At 73.9% G+C, this 17,340-nt stretch carries 13 protein-coding genes; 7 read left to right on the top strand and 6 right to left on the bottom strand.

All coding sequences use genetic code 11. The features are described from left to right. Positions 1-91: 91 nt before the first annotated feature. The 3 genes from FHX73_RS47060 to FHX73_RS03085 all read right to left on the bottom strand — a co-directional run bounded on the left by FHX73_RS47060 (position 92) and on the right by FHX73_RS03085 (position 3,491). Positions 92-1,780: a hypothetical protein gene (locus tag FHX73_RS47060; RefSeq protein WP_145903150.1), complete on the bottom strand. Its 1,689-nt coding sequence runs from the start codon at positions 1,778-1,780 to the stop codon at positions 92-94. Further along, positions 1,777-2,472, bottom strand: a complete 696-nt coding sequence (locus tag FHX73_RS03090; RefSeq protein ID WP_145903149.1) for an ABC transporter ATP-binding protein — start codon at positions 2,470-2,472, stop codon at positions 1,777-1,779. Before FHX73_RS03090 ends, FHX73_RS47060 begins: the two co-directional genes overlap by 4 nt. A 101-nt stretch (positions 2,473-2,573) precedes the next feature. Continuing rightward, positions 2,574-3,491, bottom strand: a complete 918-nt coding sequence (locus FHX73_RS03085) for an NADP-dependent oxidoreductase (protein ID WP_145903148.1) — start codon at positions 3,489-3,491, stop codon at positions 2,574-2,576. A 142-nt stretch (positions 3,492-3,633) separates the two neighbouring features. On the opposite strand from FHX73_RS03085, the gene FHX73_RS03080 reads away from it, so the two are divergent. Next, on the top strand, positions 3,634-4,461 hold the full coding sequence (locus FHX73_RS03080; protein ID WP_145903147.1) for a helix-turn-helix transcriptional regulator: 828 nt from the start codon (positions 3,634-3,636) through the stop codon (positions 4,459-4,461). On the opposite strand, the gene FHX73_RS03075 is transcribed toward FHX73_RS03080, so the two are convergent. Further along, positions 4,432-5,013: a TetR/AcrR family transcriptional regulator gene (locus FHX73_RS03075; RefSeq protein ID WP_145903146.1), complete on the bottom strand. Its 582-nt coding sequence runs from the start codon at positions 5,011-5,013 to the stop codon at positions 4,432-4,434. The two genes, FHX73_RS03080 and FHX73_RS03075, sit on opposite strands and share 30 nt — an antisense overlap. Before the next feature lie 104 nt (positions 5,014-5,117). Between FHX73_RS03075 and FHX73_RS03070 the strand changes: the two genes are divergently transcribed. After that, positions 5,118-6,224 carry an FAD-dependent monooxygenase gene (locus tag FHX73_RS03070; RefSeq protein WP_145903145.1) on the top strand — a complete coding sequence of 369 codons (1,107 nt, stop codon included), beginning with the start codon at positions 5,118-5,120 and terminating at the stop codon, positions 6,222-6,224. 22 nt (positions 6,225-6,246) lie between these two features. On the opposite strand, the gene FHX73_RS45995 is transcribed toward FHX73_RS03070, so the two are convergent. After that, positions 6,247-7,449 (bottom strand): M23 family metallopeptidase, encoded by a 1,203-nt coding sequence (locus FHX73_RS45995; protein WP_145903144.1) that lies wholly within the window; start codon positions 7,447-7,449, stop codon positions 6,247-6,249. 275 nt (positions 7,450-7,724) lie between these two features. Between FHX73_RS45995 and FHX73_RS03060 the strand changes: the two genes are divergently transcribed. Continuing rightward, positions 7,725-9,041, top strand: a complete 1,317-nt coding sequence (locus tag FHX73_RS03060) for a hypothetical protein (RefSeq protein WP_145903143.1) — start codon at positions 7,725-7,727, stop codon at positions 9,039-9,041. A 70-nt stretch (positions 9,042-9,111) separates the two neighbouring features. On the opposite strand, the gene FHX73_RS03055 is transcribed toward FHX73_RS03060, so the two are convergent. Continuing rightward, on the bottom strand, positions 9,112-10,506 hold the full coding sequence (locus tag FHX73_RS03055; RefSeq protein ID WP_145903142.1) for a hypothetical protein: 1,395 nt from the start codon (positions 10,504-10,506) through the stop codon (positions 9,112-9,114). A 252-nt stretch (positions 10,507-10,758) separates the two neighbouring features. Between FHX73_RS03055 and FHX73_RS03050 the strand changes: the two genes are divergently transcribed. The 4 genes from FHX73_RS03050 to FHX73_RS47055 all read left to right on the top strand — a co-directional run bounded on the left by FHX73_RS03050 (position 10,759) and on the right by FHX73_RS47055 (position 17,220). Beyond that, a complete protein-coding gene (locus tag FHX73_RS03050) occupies positions 10,759-11,172 on the top strand; it encodes a hypothetical protein (RefSeq protein ID WP_246213322.1) in 414 nt (137 codons plus the stop codon). 32 nt (positions 11,173-11,204) lie between these two features. After that, on the top strand, positions 11,205-12,314 hold the full coding sequence (locus FHX73_RS03045) for a sensor histidine kinase (RefSeq protein WP_145903141.1): 1,110 nt from the start codon (positions 11,205-11,207) through the stop codon (positions 12,312-12,314). After that, positions 12,311-12,919 (top strand): response regulator transcription factor, encoded by a 609-nt coding sequence (locus FHX73_RS03040; protein ID WP_145903140.1) that lies wholly within the window; start codon positions 12,311-12,313, stop codon positions 12,917-12,919. The genes FHX73_RS03045 and FHX73_RS03040 overlap by 4 nt, the downstream gene beginning before the upstream one ends. Before the next feature lie 251 nt (positions 12,920-13,170). Further along, a complete protein-coding gene (locus tag FHX73_RS47055) occupies positions 13,171-17,220 on the top strand; it encodes a beta strand repeat-containing protein (protein WP_145903139.1) in 4,050 nt (1,349 codons plus the stop codon). Positions 17,221-17,340 lie beyond the last annotated feature (120 nt).

Genomic DNA, 17,340 nt, shown 5'->3' with positions numbered 1-17,340 from the left:
GGACTCCTCCGAGGGTGCGGGGCCGATGGGCCGACGATACGCCCGCGTATCCGATACGACAATGCATCGGATACGCGGGTGCATCGGTTCCTCAGTTCGCCGCCCGCAGCTTGCCCGCCCGGTCCCAGGCCCAGTAGCCGAGCACGCCCGCCAGCGCCAGCGCCAGCCCGGCCACCGGCACGCAGGCCGCGTTGCTGTCCGTGCGCACCGCGTCCGACAGCGGGGCCGCCAGCACCACCACCGCCACCGCCGGCCCGGCCGCGTACCAGGCGGCGAAGACCAGCGGCCCGAGGCCGCCGCCCGCCCCGCCGCCCGCGCCGCCCAGCGGCGAGACGATCAGATCGCGCCGCGGCACCCCGCGGCAGGCGTTCACCAGGCCGGCCGCCACCAGGGCCGGCACCAGCACCGGAGCCAGCCAGACCGCCGGCCCGCCCCCCGCCAGCTCCACCCCGAGCGCCGCCAGCACCGCGATCAGCCCGCCCAGCAGCACCGGCACCACGGCGTGCCGCAGCATCAGCCCGGTGATCCGGTACGGCGACCAGGAGGAGCGCCGCAGGTCGTCCGCCTCCACCCGGGCCGGCTCCAACAGCTGGGCCACCGCCAGGTAGCCGAAGACCACCGCGACGCCGGTCGCCAGCCAGCCGGCCGGCCCCCGGCTGGTGTGCGCCGGCACCGCCGCGAGCAGCGCGGGCCCGGTCAGCAGCACCGCCCGCCCCAGCCGGGCCGGGGCGCGCAGCAGCGCGGTGGCGTCCCGCCAGGGGATCACCAGCCAGGCGCTGCGCGGGGCGGGCAGCCGCAGCCGGTGCCGCGGCTTGGCGCCGGCCGCACTGCTGACGGCCAGTCGGGCCGAGCGCAGCTCCACCGTGCGCAGCGCCGCCAGCACCCCGGCGGCCGTCCGGGCCCGCTCGCGCAGCCGGTCCAGCGGCACCGTCGACGCCGCCCGGTCGGCCAGCACCAGAGCGCCCAGCGTGCCGATCAGCAGCAGCGCCGCCGCCGCCCAGGCGCCCGGCACCGAGGCCCGGGTGGGGGCCAGCGCGGTGATCCCCGCCCACCCCCAGGGCCCGGACCAGAGCTCACCGCGCTCCAGCCAGCCCACCCGGTCACCGGCGATCGCCAGGCCGCACTGCGCGGCCAGGCCGAGCACCGCCAGCAGCACCGGCCCGGAGAGCCGCCGCACCCAGCGCGCCGCCCGGTCGCTGCGCTCCACCCAGACCGCGGCGCTGGTGGCCAGCAGCGGCACGCACAAGCAGCCGACCAGGCACCAGCCGAACGCCGCCGCCAGGCCCACCTTCACCATCAGCCCAAGCGCCACCATGGCGCCGACCGCCGTCACCAGTCCGGGGAAGGCGGCCAGGCCGCAGGAGAGCCAGAACCACGGGCGCAGCACCGGCCGGGGCCGCACCGGGTGGATCAGCAGCCAGTCGATCGAGGCGCGCGGCGGCACCACGGGGCCGCGCCAGAGCGCGTCCCGCAGCACCACCAGGAAGGTGGCCAGCGAGACGGCGGCGATCCCGCTGGGCAGCGCGGCCAGCAGCCGGCCGCCGTGCGCGGTGTAGTCGGCGCCCATCTTGGCCTGGAGGAAGAGGCCGAGGCTCGGCACCCCGCCCCAGATCACCAGCACCAGCACCACGCAGTAGAGGAGGAAGAGCACCTGCTTGGCCCGGCCGCGCCGGTGCGGGGCGCGCAGGGTGCGCAGCAGGGCCAGCGCCTCCGGGGTCCAGTCGTCCGCGTCGGTCCAGTCCGGCGGGCTGTCGGTCTGCTCGGCGTGCGGGGCGGTCACCTGACACCCACCCGGTCCAGCACCTCGGCCGCCGGGCCCTGGTCCAGCACCTTGCCCTCCTCCAGCACCACCACCCGGTCGGCCACCTCGCGGGCCAGGTCGGCGTGGTGGGTGACCAGCAGCACGGCGACGCCGTCGGCCAGCTCGCCGCGCAGCAGCTCGGCCAGCCGGCGGCGGGCGGTCGGGTCGAGGCGCTGCTCGGGCTCGTCCAGCAGCAGCAGGTCGCGCGGGCGGACCAGTGCGCAGGCCAGCAGCAGCGCCTGCAACTGGCCGGAGGAGAGCGCGGAGGGCAGCGCGTCGGCCCGCTCGGTGAGCAGCCGGTCGGCCAGCACCTGGGCCACCCAGGCCTGGGCGTCGGCCACCCCGTGGGCCACCGCGACCAGCAGCAGGTGCTCGCGGACCGTCAGGTCCGGGTAGTGCGCCACGGTGTCGCCGACCACGGCCACCCGGGCCCGGATCCGCGGGTCGTTCTCGTCCATCGGCAGCCCGTCGAACCGGACCGAGCCGGCGCTCGGCCGGTCCCGGCCGGCCGCCACCCGCAGCAGGGTGGACTTGCCGGAGCCGTTGTGGCCGAGCAGCGCGACGCACTCGCCCGCGGCCAGCGACAGGTTCAGCGGGTGGAGCACCACCCGGTCGCCGTAGGTGCGGCTGACCTTGGTCAGCTGCAGGAGCGCCTTGGGGTTCTCGGCCATCAGCGGGGTGCCCTCTCGACGTTATGGTCGGTTCACCCTACCGAGCGCCGCGCAGTCGCCGGGCCGTGCTCGCGAGGCCGCCGCTCGGACCGGCAGGACGGTCACACGGTCAGGACGATCCGGCCGCGCCCGTGGCCCTGGGCGCTCAGCCGGTGCGCCTCGGCCGCCTCGGCCAGCGGCAGCACGGTGCGCACGGGGAGCACGAAGGTGCCCGCCGCGTGCAGCTCCAGGACCTTGGCCAGGCCCTCGGCGGTGCGCCAGGTCGCCGGGTCGGTGCCGCTGAACCGCACGCCCGCCCCGGCCGCCTCCTGCGCGTCGACGATGGCGATCACCCGCTCGGTGCCGCCGGTCAGCTCCACCGAGCCGGCCAGGTAGCCGCCCGCCGCGTCCAGCACCGCGTGCACGCCCTCGGGTGCGAGCGCGCGGACCCGCTCGAAGACGCCCTCGCCGTAGGCGACCGGTTCGGCGCCCAGCTCGCGCAGGTAGTCGTGGTTGGCCGGGCTGGCCGTGCCGATCACCCGGGCGCCGGCCGCCACCGCGAACTGCACGGCCACCGCGCCGACGCTGCCGGCCGCGCCGTGGATCAGCAGGGTGTCGCCCTTGGCCACCCCGAGCTCGGCCAGGGTGCGGAAGGAGGTCTCGGCGGCCATGTGGAGGGCGCCGGCCTGCTCCCAGGAGAGGTCGGCGGGCTTGGCGGCGAGCAGCTCCTCGCCGGTCACCGCGTACTCGGCGTAGGCGGCGGGCACCGAGCCGAAGACCTCGTCGCCGACCGACCAGCGGGTCACGCCCGGGCCGACGGCGGTCACCGTGCCGGCCGCCTCCAGGCCGGGCACGTGCGGGAGCTCCAGCGGCATGAAGCCGGTCAGGTAGCCGGCCCGCAGCTTCCAGTCGAGCGGGTTGACGCCGGCCGCACGGACCTTCAGCTGCACCTGGCCCGGGCCGGGCTGAGGCGCCGTCAGCTCGGTCAGCGAGAGCTGCTCGGGCTCGCCGTAGGCGGCGAAGGAGATGGCGAGGGACATGGTGGGCACCCTTCCGGTGGTGTGGTGCCCGGGGCGTTTCCCGGACATCACTGACTCTGTCAGCGCTTTCGTTTCGAAAGCAGTGGAGCGTTCTGCCTAGGACCGGGAATCCCACCCGAGCGGCCACTGGTTGTCACCGGGCATGGACCGCGTGATCGACCGCCCGCAGCTCGCCGACTTCCTGCGCCGCTCGCGCGCCCGAGTGCTCCCGTCGGACGTCGGCCTGACCGACGGCCCGGGCAACGGGCTGAGCAATGGGCCGAGCAACGGCCGGGCCGACGGCCGGCGCCGCCGCACGCCCGGGCTGCGGCGCGAGGAGGTCGCGCTGCTCAGTGGGATGTCGCCGGACTACTACGTGCGCCTGGAGCAGGCGCGCGGCCCGCAGCCCTCCACCCAGCTGCTCGGCGCGCTGGCCCGGGCGCTGAAACTGACCGAGGACGAGCGCGACCACCTCTACCTGCTCGGCGGGCACCAGCCGCCGGCCGCCGCGCCGGTCGGGCCGCAGATCGCGCCCGCCGTCCGCTACCTGCTCGACCAGCTGACCGACACGCCGGTGCAGGTGGTCAGCGACCTCGGCGACCTGCTGGCGCAGAACGCCTCGGCCGACCGGATCTTCGAGCCGGTCTGCACGGTGCCGGTGGAGCGGCGCAACACGGTCTGGGCCTGGTTCGTCAACTCCGGTCTGCGGCACGCCTATTCGGACGAGGAGTGGGAGCTCTCCGGGCGGGCGCTGGTGGCCGACCTGCGGGCGGCGGTGACCCGGCGCGGGCCGGGCGACCAGCAGGCGGCGGAGCTGGTCGAGCGGCTGCGGGCGAGCAGCGCGGAGTTCGCCGAGTACTGGTCGCAGCACGAGGTGGCGACCTCCCGCACCCGTCACCTCCGGCTGCCGGGGCAGGAGTTCGCGGTGGAGACGCTGCTCACCCCGGCGGCCGACCAGCGGCTACTGCTCTTCACCCCCGCCGGCCAGTAGCGCGCCGACGAAGCGCGCGGTCTCCGCGCGCAGCTCGGCGCGGCCCGGGGCCCGCCGGATCCCGCTGCCCACCGCCGAGTTGAAGAGCACGCCCTCGCACCAGCGGACCAGCCGACGGGCGTCCGCGACCGGGTCCGCCGAGCCGCAGCGGGCCAGCAGGCCGGCCGCGAACTGCACGAAGCCGGCGCCCAACCGGTCGTAGACCTCCCGCAGTTCGGGTCGCCGGGCGGCCTCCAGGGCCAGCTCGAAGCGGGCCAGGGTGACGGCGCGTCCGGTGGTCAGCGAGCGGTGCAGCGCCTCGGCGACGACGGCGGCCAGCACCTCGCGGGGCGGCCCCTCGGGCAGTGCGGTCAGCTCCGCGCCGCCCTCCAGCTCGGCGATCCGGGTCAGCGCCAGCTCCAGCAGGGCGGCCCGGGTGCGGGCCAGGTTGGAGGTCGAGCCGGGCGGCAGTGCGGCGGCCTCGTCCACCGCGCGGTGGGTGAGGCCGCGCAGGCCGCGCTCGGCGATCAGGGCGATCGCGGCGTCGGCGACCAGGGTAGATCGGGGCGTCATGGGTCCGATCATCGCCGCTCGGGGGCGGAGGCTCCCAATCCACACTACAGGCGTAGTACGGTGGCACTACACCTGTAGTTGCGGTACTCGTCAGGAGGCCCTCCATGGAAGCGATCGTCATCGGCGGCGGCATCGGCGGCCTCACCGCCGCCCTCGCCCTGCACCGGCGCGGCCACGCCGTCACCGTCCACGAACGCGCCGCGAGCCTGGAACCCGTCGGCGCGGGCATCGCCCTGGCCCCCAACGCGCTGCGCGCGCTCGACCGGCTCGGACTCGGGGACCAGCTGCGCGCCCAGGCCGGGCCCGACGCCGCCCGCACCGGGCTGCGCCGGCCCGGCGGACGTCGGCTGGCCCGGTTCGACCCGGCGGCGATGGCCGAGCTGTACGGCGACCGGATCGTCGCCGTACCGCGCGCGGTGCTGATCGACGCCCTGCTGCGCGCGCTGCCACCGGGCACGGTGCGGACCGGGTCGGCGGCCACCGTGGTCGACCCCGACGGGGGAGTGGTGCGCACCCCCGACGGGGACCGGACCGCCGACCTGGTCGTCGCCGCCGACGGCATCCGCTCCCCGACCCGCGCCCGGCTCTTCCCGGACCACCCCGGGCCGCGCTACTCCGGCTTCACCACCTGGCGGGTGCTGATCGACGCCGCGCCACGGGAAGCCGGCGAAGTGTGGGGGCGCGGCGCGCTCTTCGGCACCGTCCCGCTGGCCGCCGGCCGCAGCTACCTCTACGCCGCCGCCCTCGCCCCGGCCGGGGGAGCCGGTGGGCACGACGAACTCCTGCGCCGCTTCGGGGGATGGTGCGACCCGATCCCCGAACTCCTCGCCGCCGCCGACCCGTCCGCCGTGCTGCGCCACGACGTCCACGAACTCCTCGACCCGCTCCCCGCCTTCCACCACGGCCGCACCGCCCTGCTCGGCGACGCGGCGCACGCGATGTCCCCCTTCCAGGGGCAGGGCGCCTGCCAGGCGATCGAGGACGCGGTCGTCCTGGCGGCGGTCGGTGACCTCGCCGCCTACACCGCCGCCCGGCTGCCCCGCACCACGGCGGTGGTGGCCGGCTCGCACCGGGTGGCCTCACTGGTGGCCCGGCGCAGCACGGTCGGCGTGCTGGCGCGCGACGCGCTGCTGGCGGTCGGCGGGCTGCTGCCGCAGCGGCTGGTGCTGCGGCAGGCGGCGCGGACGGTGGAGTGGCGGGCGCCCCAGTGACGGGTGCTGGAGTGACGGGGCGTCAGCGGTCCAGGCGGACGCCTCGGCGCAGGGGGCGGGTGGGGCGGTGGGCGAGGCGCATGGGGACGCTGATCCTGCCCCGTGCCGTGTCCACGTTGGCTTGGATGTGCAGGTGCGGCTCGGTGGTGTTGCCGGAGTTGCCGACCTCGGCCAACTCCTGTCCGGCGCTGACCCGTTCGCCCTGGCGCACGCGGAGGCTGCCGGGGCGCAGGTGGGCGAGCAGGATCACGGCGCCCCGGTCCGCCGCCCGCAGCACGATGTGGTTGCCGGCGGGCGGCTGCACCATGAGCGGGCCGGGCTCGCTCGCGGACGCCAGGACGGGCTGGTCCGCGTAGCCGTCGAAACAGGCGAGCACCTCGCCGTCGCACGGGGCGGCCACCACCGCGCCGTAGGCGTGGTAGGCCTCGTTCGCCCGAGGCGCCAGCCCTCGGGCGCGGGTGCCGAAGGGGCCGAGGCAGAGCAGGTCCAGCGCGAAGCGCTCGTCGGGATGGCCCGCGTGGTGGTTCACGGACGGGCCCCCGCCCTGGAGGATCAGGGCCCGGCTGCCCGGCAGCGGATTGCGGATCAGCACGGGCCGTTCCTCGCCCGCCTTCTCGAAGCTCGCGACCACTGCCCGGACCGCCGCGACCAGGGACCCTCCGGCGAGGACGGTCATCCAGAGCTCCACGCTCCCGTCCGGGAGTCCGGGCATCCGGAGGGCGGCGACCGCGAGGAGCGCGCCGATCGTCAGAACGAGGGCCCACCGGCCGATGCCACTCGACACCAGCCACCCGATGAGTCCCAACGCGCCTCCTGCTACGCCGAGTTGCACCACATCGGCCCGCGTCCCGGCCAGCGCTGCCACTGCGGCCAGGGCCGGGCCGGGCAGGACCGTCACGGGAAGGACGAGCAGTGGCGTCCACCGCTCGCGCACCGACCGGGGCCGCTCCGGCCGCCCGCCGCCGACCCACACCGCGAGGATCAGCCCCTCGGCGTCCACGTTCACCGACGCGGCCACCGCCCCGCGCTCGCACTCCACCCGGTACTTCCCGGCCGGCCCCTCCGCCGTGACCGCCCCCACCTCGCCGTACTCCGCGCGCAGCTCCTGCCGGATCGCCGCCAGCCGCCGCAGGCCGATCCGCTCGACGGCCGCCGGGGCGAACAGCTCCTCATCCGGTCGACCACCCGTCAGGAACCGCCACAACTGCTCCCGCTCGTCCCCCACCGCTTCCCCCGTCCCACCCGGCCCCGCGCTCCAGCGGAGCATCGCAGAGGGCACACACGAACTCAGCATCCTTGATCACGTTCACCGCCCCGCACCCGGGGCACAGCCGGAACACCAACTCCTCGCCGCACTGCGCCGCCAGATCCAGCACCACCATGTCGCCCAGGAGGCCCAGCCGTCGAGGTGAAAGTGTGTTGAGCAGGTGAAGCCCCCGCTGGTAGCTTCCGCCTGCTCGCTGTCCTCCTTGGCAGCGGGACGATCACAGGGGGTGCTTCATGACTTCTCGTCGAGTCCTGGCGGCGATGGCTGCCATGCTCGTCGCCGGGGGTGTCCCGGTGGCCGGGGCGACCGCCGCGCAGGCGGACACCGGCATCACCGTCCAGGCTGCGCACAACGACTGGACCAACAACGGCAAGCTGGTCCTGACGCTGAGCGCGCCGACCGCCGTCAAGGACGTCAAGGTCAGCCTGTACTCGGTGGCGACCCAGCAGACGGTGGCCACGGTCGCCGACTTCAAGCTGACCTCCGGCACCGCCGAGAGCGGGAGCTGGGAGAATGCGGCCCGGATCCAGCTCCCGGACCTGGGCAGCTACCGGATCGACGTGTCGGCCACCGACGCGGGCGGTGACGTGCTGAACACCACCGGGTCCGGCTACTTCTACTACTCGGTGACGACCAACCTGAACGACACCAAGGTGGACCGCAGCACGGTGGACTACTTCCACCGCAGCGTCACCATCAGCGGGCACCTGATGGGCCAGTGGCCGGGCTCCGGGGCGATCACCCCGATGGGCGGGCTGTCCGTGGGAGTCACCTCCTACGACCAGTCCGCGACCGTGACGACCGGGGCGGACGGCAGCTTCTCCGCGACGCTCCCGTTCACGAACGCCTACGACACGGACATCCAGGCGAACTTCTCGTACGACCCGAACCACGTCTTCTACAGCCAGTCGGGCTCGCGCGACTTCCAGATCGGCTGGAGGAAGACGGCCACCAGGATCGTCGAGAACCCGAGCTCCCGGCTGATCCCCTACCAGGGCACCGTGAACTCGACCAGCGCCACCCTGCAGTGGGACTCGCCCACCGGCTGGCAGCCGCTGGGCGGGAAGAAGCTGGGCTCCAACTCCTTCGGCAGCTTCGTCCAGGAGACCACCGACGCGAACGGCAACGCGGTCTTCCCCGCGACCCAGGCGTTGTGGAGCAACACCACGCTGATGGTGGGGTGGTCGAGCGACGACCCGTACCTGAAGGACGCCACCGCGAGCAGCTCGGTCATGGTGGTGCAGCCGGCGTCCTTCCTCTCCTTCTCCCCGACGCGGACGGACGCGGCCGACGTCGCCGTCCAGGGCAACATGACGTTCCCCGGCCTGATGACCCCGGGCACGATCCCGGTGAACATCCAGTTCTCGACCACCGGCAAGGGCGGCTGGACGACCGTGGCGACGACGCCCGGCGCCCAGTGGAACGGTACGGGCTACGGCTTCTCCGCGACCGTGCCCAGCACCACGGCGGGCTTCTGGCGAGCCACCTACACCGGGCAGCCGCAGTTCCAGAACGCGGTCAGCACGGTCGCCTTCGTCCCCGCTCCCTGACGCCGCCCCGCTCGTCCAACCGGTCGGGCCGTCCGGCCCGACCGGTTGTCGGTCGCAGACTGATGTTCCGTCAGTTGACGCTGAACGAGTAGTAGTACGGGGACAGCTGGACGCCCTTGGTGGTGGTCGCGTAGACCGTCAGCTGGTACCAGTCGCTGGTGGGCGGGGTCCAGGTGATCTGGGCGGTGCCGTCGGCGCCGGCGGGGACGGTGACGGTGGGGTCGCTGTTGAACTGGTAGGTGTAGCTCGCGATGTCGCCGCCGGGGATCTTCGGGGCGAAGGTGAAGGTGCCGGGCACGCCGGTGCCGCCGCCCGAGCCGTTCTCGGGGTAGACGGTGGAGGTCACGGTCGGCGTGGTGTCGAGGTAGCCGTTGTTCCACGACGCCTGCTCGCTGACCCAGCCGTCGGCGCTGGTGGAGCTGACGGTCAGGGTGTCGCCGGTCGGGCCGTCGAGGACGACGTGCAGTTCGGCGGTGCCGTCGGAGCCGGCCGGCACGGTGGTCTTGGTCTGGCCGTTCGCGCTCTGGTGCACGACGGTGTAGCTGACCACGGGGCTGGCCGACTGGAGGCCGGGGTCGGCGGTCAGCTTGAAGGTGGCCTGCTCGCCGAACGGCGTGGTGGGGGTGTGCTTGGTGATGGTGGGCGCGTCCGGGGTGGTCCGGATGTCGTACGTGGTGACCGGCGACCGGTTGCCGGCCCGGTCGAGGCTGATCACCGAGAGCCGCATGAGGCCGGTGTCGGACGGCGGGACCAGGCTGACCGTGCCGGAGCCGCCCAGGGTGGCCGCGCGGACGGCGATCTTCGGGTCGGCGTAGATGTCCTGGTACGACGGGACGCCGTTGGCGCCGATGTTGGCGCTCGGGACGGGGAAGTCGCCGGTCCAGGAGTACTCGTAGCCGGCCACGTCGCCGACGCCGCCCGCGCCGAAGTCGAACTGGATCGGCGCGCCGCCCTGCACGGGCTGCCCGGCCGGGTAGTTGGGCGAGCTGACGGTGGGCGCGGTGGCCGGCGCGGTGTCGTCGTCGGCCACGTAGCACGGGGCGGACCAGGCGGAGGTCGCGCCGCTCGGGTCCACGGTCCGGGCCTGCCAGGCGAAGGTCTGACCGTCGGTCAGCGGGCCGATGCTGGTGGACAGTTCGTTCCCGGTCACGTAGCTGGTGCGGGAGCTGGTGGTGACCTGGGTCGGGTCCGAGGTCGGCCAGTACTGGAACTGCTCGGTGAGGTCGGTGGCGCTCGGGTCGGTGTCGCCGGCGATGCCCTCGACCTGGAGCCCGAAGCTCCGGCTCGCCACGTAGACCGGTGCGCCCGGGTCGGTGGAGCACGCGAGGTAGGCGTTGAACAGCTCGGTCGGCGTCACCGGCGCCCCGCCGGCCGCGTGCGCGGCGACGGGTGCGGCCATCGCGAACCCGATGGCGGTGGCGGTGGCGAAGGCCAGCCGGGCTCTCGTGCCCAGTGCGGTCCTCATGTCGGTCCCCCCTTGACTGTTTGGACTGCTGCGACTGCTTGGACTGCTGCGACTGCGTGACTGCCCGGCCCCCCGTCCGAACGAACGGTCCGGGCAAGGGAGATGCTAGCGCGGAGCACTGGTGAAGAAGCTGGGATTATGCTGTGGATCACCGGGGGTCCCACCCGCACCGCGTGCCCTGACAAAAGTCATGGTCCAACGGTGCGTCAGCACACTCCCGGTCCCCCGCCGCTGCCCGCCACCATGGGTGCCATGACCTCCACCGATCTGAACCACCCCGACACCGTCCGCGCGTTCGGCACGGTCCGCAAGCTCGTGATCGCCTACTTCGGGCTCAGCGTGCTGACCCTCGCCGCGATCCTGCTGCTGCGCAACCACCACTCGCAGGTGAACCCGACCGTCTGGAGCCGCGGCATCGCCGTGGTGTTCAGCGCGGCCGTCACCTTCTGGCTCACCAACCGGGCGGCCGGCGGCTCGCGGAACGCGTTCCGGCGGCTGCGGTTCGTCTCCGTGGTCTTCCCGCTGGCGATCGTCTACATCGTCACGGCGCAGGCGGCGCTCCCGCTCTGGATGAAGATCGAGCAGGGTGCCTGCGGCCTGGTGCTGGTGGGCGTGGCCGCGGTGGTCAACGGCCGGCACCTGCGGGAGCTCTTCGCCGCGCGGTGACCGACGGCACCCCGGCAGTCAGGAGAGGACGGATGAGCAGCAGCGGGCGGTACTGGGGACAGGGCTGGCGCCGGGTGATGCTGGCCAACGGGATGCTGGTGTACCCGGGGCTGACCGCCGCCAGTGTCCCCTCGCACGTGCACGGTGCGGCGGCGGTCGCGGCCTACGCGATCGTCGGGGCCTTCACCGCCTGCTACCTGGCCGTCATCGCCGCGGTCGCCGCCGGCCGGCCGCGGCGCGGGCTGCTACTGGCCGGGGTGCTCGGCGCGCTCTTCGCGGCCGAGCTGCCGTTCCTGCGGACCGACGCGTTCTTCCTGGCCGTGGTGGTGGTCTCGGTGCTGGCGGTGCTGCGGCGCGAGTGGACCGGGCCCGCCGTGCTGACCGGCGCGCTGGCCGCCCTGGTGCTGCCGTGGGCGGTGCGGCCCTGGCACACCGGCCCGGGCTACTTCCAGGCGATGGCGATCTTCTTCAACTGCCTGGTGGTGGCGGCCTTCGCGGAGATCGCCAGCACCAACAAGGCGCTGGTCACGGCGCAGGCCGAGGTGGAGCGGCTGGCCCAGGAGGCGGAGCGCAACCGGATCGCCCGCGACCTGCACGACCTGCTGGGCCACTCGCTGACCGCGATCACCGTGAAGTCCCGCCTCGCGCAGCGGCTGGTGGCCAAGGACACCGCGCTGGCGCAGGCCGAGATGGCGGCCGTGGAGAACCTGTCCCGGCAGGCGCTGGCCGACGTCCGGGCCGCGGTCTCCGGCTACCGCGAGGTCACCCTGGCCGGCGAGTTGGCCCGCGGCCGGGAGCTGCTGCGCGCGGCCGGCGTGCTGGCCGACCTGCCCTCGGCCACCGACGTGGTGGCCGAGCGCGAGCGCGAACTCTTCGGCTGGGTGCTGCGCGAGGGCCTGACCAACGTGGTGCGGCACGCCCGGGCGACCCGCTGTACGGTGACCATCACCGCCGACTCGATCGAGATCCGCGACGACGGCCGGGCGACCGGCGACAACGCCGACGGCAAGGGGCTGACCGGCCTGCGCGAGCGGGTCGCGGCGGCCGGCGGCGCGGTGCTGGCAGGGCCGCTGGACCCGCACGGCTGGCGGGTGTACGTGACGACCGGACGCGCCCCGGAAGGGAACCAGGAACCGAGATGACGATCCGTCTGCTGCTCGCCGACGACCAGGAGCTGGTCCGCACCGCCCTGCGGGCGCTGCTCGACCTGGAGGACGACTTCGAGGTGGTGGCCGCCGTCGGCCGGGGCGACCAGGTGGTGGACGCGGCCCGCGAGCACCGACCGGACGTCGCGCTGCTGGACATCGAGATGCCCGGCCTGGACGGCCTGGCCGCCGCCGCGGTGCTGGCCGAACAGGTGCCGGGCTGCCGGGTGGTGATGCTGACCACCTTCGGCCGCTCCGGCTACCTGCGCCGGGCGATGGAGGCCGGCGCGGTCGGCTTCGTGGTCAAGGACGCCCCGGCCGAGGTGCTGGCCGACGCGATCCGCCGGGTGGCGGCGGGGGAGCGGGTGGTGGACCCGGAGCTGGCGGCGGCCACCCTGGCGGCCGGCGCCTCACCGCTGACGGCCCGTGAGCGGGACGTGCTGAACGCCTCCCGCTCGGGCGCCTCGGTGGCCGAGATCGCGGCGAAGCTCTACCTCTCCGAGGGCACCGTGCGCAACTACGTCTCCTCGGCGATCACCAAGACGGCCACCCGGAACCGGACCGAGGCGGCCCGGGTGGCCGACGAGCGGGGCTGGCTCTAGGTAGGACCGCGCCGGTACGAAGTGACCGTCGGTTGACGATCCATCACATCGGCGCAGGTTGAGCGCGTACTGGCGGATAATCATTGGTTAATTAAGAGTTGACCAAACGTCATTCAGATCATCTGCACGATTCGCTAACCTTTGGCTCCTCTGTTCACCTGCCCGGACCCTGCACGGCCGGGCCCAGGGGGGTTCACATGCCACCACGGCACCACCGCATACCCACGACCACCCGCCGTCTGACCAGCCGCTTGACCAGCGGACTGCTCAGCACCGCCCTGCTGGCGCTGGGCACCGGCGCGCTCACCCTCACCGCCGGCCCGGCCGCGCACGCCGACAGCACCACCATCTCCTCGGACAACTACCGCACCGGCTGGGACCAGAACGAGCCCGGCCTGACCCCGGCCCAGGTCAGCTCCTCCGACTTCGGCCAGCAGTTCTCCACCCCGGTGGACGGCCAGGTGTATGCGGCGCCGGTGACCATCGGCAACACCGTGGTGGTGGCCACCGAGACCAACCACGTGTACGGCGTGAACGCGACCACCGGCGCGGTTCAGTGGACCGACGCCTACGGCGCCCCCTGGCCCGCCTCCGGCCCGACCACCCCGGGCAACACCTGGTCCTGCGGCGACCTGGCCCCGTACATCGGCATCACCTCCACCCCGGTCTACGACCCGGCCAGCGGCTACGTGTACCTGACCTCCAAGGAGGACGGCGGCCAGTACCACGACGCCCCCACCTGGAAGATGCACGCGATCAACCCGGCCACCGGCGCCGAGAAGCCCGGCTTCCCGGTGCAGATCGGCGGCTCGCCGAGCAACGACCCGAGCGTGGTCTTCAACCCGGTCGAGGAGGGTCAGCGGCCCGGCCTGCTGCTGCAGAACGGCGTGGTCTACGCGGGCTTCGGCTCGGTCTGCGACCACGGCGCCTGGCGCGGCTACGTCGCCGGCGTCTCCACCGCCGGCACCCAGACCGCGCTGTGGGCCGACGAGACCGGCACCGCCAACCACGGCGGCGGCATCTGGAACTCCGGCGGCGGCCTGGTCGCCGACGCGCAGGGCCACATCCTCTTCTCCACCGGCAACGGCGTCTCCCCGCCGCCCGGCCCGGGCAAGACCCCGCCCAGCACCATGTCCGAGTCGATCATCGCGCTCGGCGTGCAGCCGGACGGCTCGCTCAAGGCCACCGACTACTTCAGCCCCTCCGACGCCACCGTGCTCGACACCAACGACCGCGACCTCGGCTCCGGCGGCGTGATGGCGATCCCGGACGGCTACGGCAACAGCGCCGTGCCGCACCTGGCGGTCGAGGAGGGCAAGGACGGCCGGATCTTCCTGCTCAACCGGGACGACCTGGGCGGCCACGACCAGGGCGCGAACGGCGGCGACGCCACCGTGCAGACCCTGGGCCCGTACAACGGCTGCTACTGCCACCCGGCCTTCTGGGGCGCCGACACCGGCTACGTCTACTACTCCGGCAACGGCGGCCCGCTCCAGGCCTTCAAGCTCGGCACCGCCGGCAACGGCAACCCGGCGCTCGCCCTGGTCGGCCAGGGCGCGATCAACTTCGGCTACCTGAGCGAGGGCTCACCGGTCGTCACCTCCACCGGCACCACGGCCGGCTCGGCCACCGTGTGGGTCGAGCGGGCCAACGACATGTACGGCAACGGCGGCACCCTGCTCGCCTACAACGGCACCCCGAACGCCGACGGCTCGCTGACCCTGCTCTGGTCCGGCCCGATCGGGGTGGCGCCCAAGTTCGTCACCCCGACCACCAGCAACGGCCGGGTCTACATCGGCACCCGGGACGGCCACCTGCTGGCCTTCGGCCGACCGGCCGCCTCGGCGCTGACCGGCTCCCCGGTCGCCGAGGGCAACGTCAACGTCGGCTCCACCGGCACCGGCACGCTGACCGTCACCGCCACCAAGGCACTGACCGTCAACTCGGTGACCACCAGCGCCCCGTTCGCGGTCACCGCGCCGGCCCTGCCGCACACCATGGCGGTCGGTGACACCCTGTCGATCCCGATCACCTTCACGCCGACCGTGGGCGGCCCGACCTCCGGCATCGTCAACCTGGCCACCGACGCCGGCACGGTCGGCTTCTCGGTCACCGGCAACGGCATGAAGGCCGGCTTCGGCACCGCGCCGAACAGCGTGAGCTTCGACGACGAGCCGACCGGCGTGCCGGTCGCCGCCAGCGTGCAGTTCACCAACACCGGCACCGGCAGCGAGACGATCACCGCGATCGGCAACCCGGCCGCCCCCTGGACGGTCACCGGCGCGCCGGCCGTCGGCACGGTGATCGCGCCGGGCGGCTCGTTCGTCGCCAACGTCAGCTACGACCCGACGGTGGCCGGCAACAGCACCGACACCTTCTCGGTCACCTCCACCTCCGGCACCTTCTCGGTGCCGCTGAGCGGACAGGCCGTCACCGGGCAGGGCCACCTGACGATCACCCCGGCCACCCTGGCCTTCGGCTCGGTCCCGGTCGGCACCACCTCGCAGCAGCTCAGCTTCACGGTCACCAACGACGGCAACGTCCCGGTCACGCTCAACAAAGCCAAGGCCCCGGTCGGCACCTTCAGCAGCCCCAACGCGATCGCCGAGGGCACCGTGATCGGCCCGGACCAGTCCATCTCGGTCCCGGTGGTCTTCACCCCGGGCGCCGCCGGACCCGCCTCGGACAGCTACGAGATCACCGGCAACACCGGCCAGGGCGACAACTTCGTGCAGCTGAACGGCACCGGCCTGGCCACCCTGCCGGCCCCGCCGACCGGCTGGCAGGCCAACGGCAGCGCCACCCAGCCGACCGCCGGCACCCTCCAGCTCACCCCGGCCGCCACCCAGCAGTCCGGCTCGGCCTTCTACACCTCGCCGGTCGCCACCGACGGCCTGACCGCCTCCTTCACCGCCCAGCTGGGCGGCGGCACCGGCGGTGACGGCATGACCTTCGCCCTGGTGGACGCCACCAAGGGCACCGCCGGCGGCACCGGGACGGGCGGCGGCGGGCTGGGCTTCTCCGGCCTGACCGGGCTCAGCGTCGACCTGGTCAGCTCCTGGAGCGGCCAGACCGGCACCGGCAACTTCGTCGGCATCGCGGCCGGACCGGGCAGCGGCGCCGACAACCTGACCTACCTGGCCTGGGCCAAGGCCCCCAGCGACCTGCGCACCGGCACCCACGCGGTGGCGGTCACGGTGGCCGGCGGCCACGTCAAGGTCTCGGTGGACGGCACCGCGCTGCTGGACTACGTGCCCGCCACCGGGGTCGTCCCGGCCAGCGCCTACGTCGGCTTCACCGGTGCCTGCGGCGCCTCCACCGACCTGCACGCGGTCAGCAACGTGGTGGTCACCCCGCCCGGCACCGCCACCGGCAGCCCGCAGCCGCTCACCCCGACCCCGACCGCCGTGGCCTTCGGCTCGGCCACCCTGGGCAGCACCGCGACCCAGTCGGTGACGCTGACCAACAACGGCACCGCCACCGAGACGGTCACCGGCACCACCGCCCCGGCCGCCCCGTTCGGCGCCACCCTGCCGGCCACCGGCACCGCCGTGCCGGTCGGCGGCTCGATCACCGTGCCGGTCACCTTCGCCCCGGGCCTGACGGGCACTCAGAACAGCACCTTCGCCGTCACCACCACCAGCGGCACGGTCACCGTCTCGCTGGTCGGCACCGGGCAGCCCGCCGCCACCGGCGGCACCCTGCCCGGCTTCACCGACAGCTCCTGGCAGCTCAACGGCAACGCGGTGGACAACGCGGGCACGGTCGCGCTGACCACCGACGGCCAGCACTCCGCCCGCGGCTCGGCGGTCAACGCCAAGGCGGTCTCGCCGCTGGGCCTGCACGCCACCTTCACCGAGCAGATCAGCGGCACCAGCAGCTCGCCCGGTGACGGCCTGACCTTCTCGCTGCTGGACGCCTCGTCCAACTCGCCCACCGCGGTGGGCAGCAGCGGCAGCGGGCTCGGGGCCTCCGGGCTCAACGCGGTGGTGACGGGGCTCGCCGTGTTCGGCAACTTCGGCGTCAACACCGCGCCGGTGCTCGGCGTGGCGACCTCCAGCAGCACCGGCTTCAGCACGCTGGCGGCCGACACCGCGATCCCGGCGCTGCAGGGCAGCAGCCACCAGATCGACATCACCGTCACCACCGCGAGCCACCTGGTGGTGAAGATCGACGGGACGCAGGAGGTGGACGTGCCGGTGACGCTCCCGAACAAGGTGCTCGCGGCATTCACCGCGGGCACGGGTGCCTCGACCGACACCTTCGCGGTCTCCGCCCCGACGATTACGTACACCGCCTGACACTGCCTGATCAGCCGTGTGACCGGGTCGCCCCGACCCGGTCACGCGGCGCGTGAAATCGACCCCCGGCACTGACCGGTAGTCAATAATCATTCTTGGACCGGGATTGGCCGGTCCGTG

Source organism: Kitasatospora viridis (assembly GCF_007829815.1).
GTDB lineage: Bacteria > Actinomycetota > Actinomycetes > Streptomycetales > Streptomycetaceae > Kitasatospora > Kitasatospora viridis.
The sequence above is the reverse complement of the archived record's forward strand: the minus strand, read 5'-3'. Positions and strand labels throughout refer to the sequence as shown.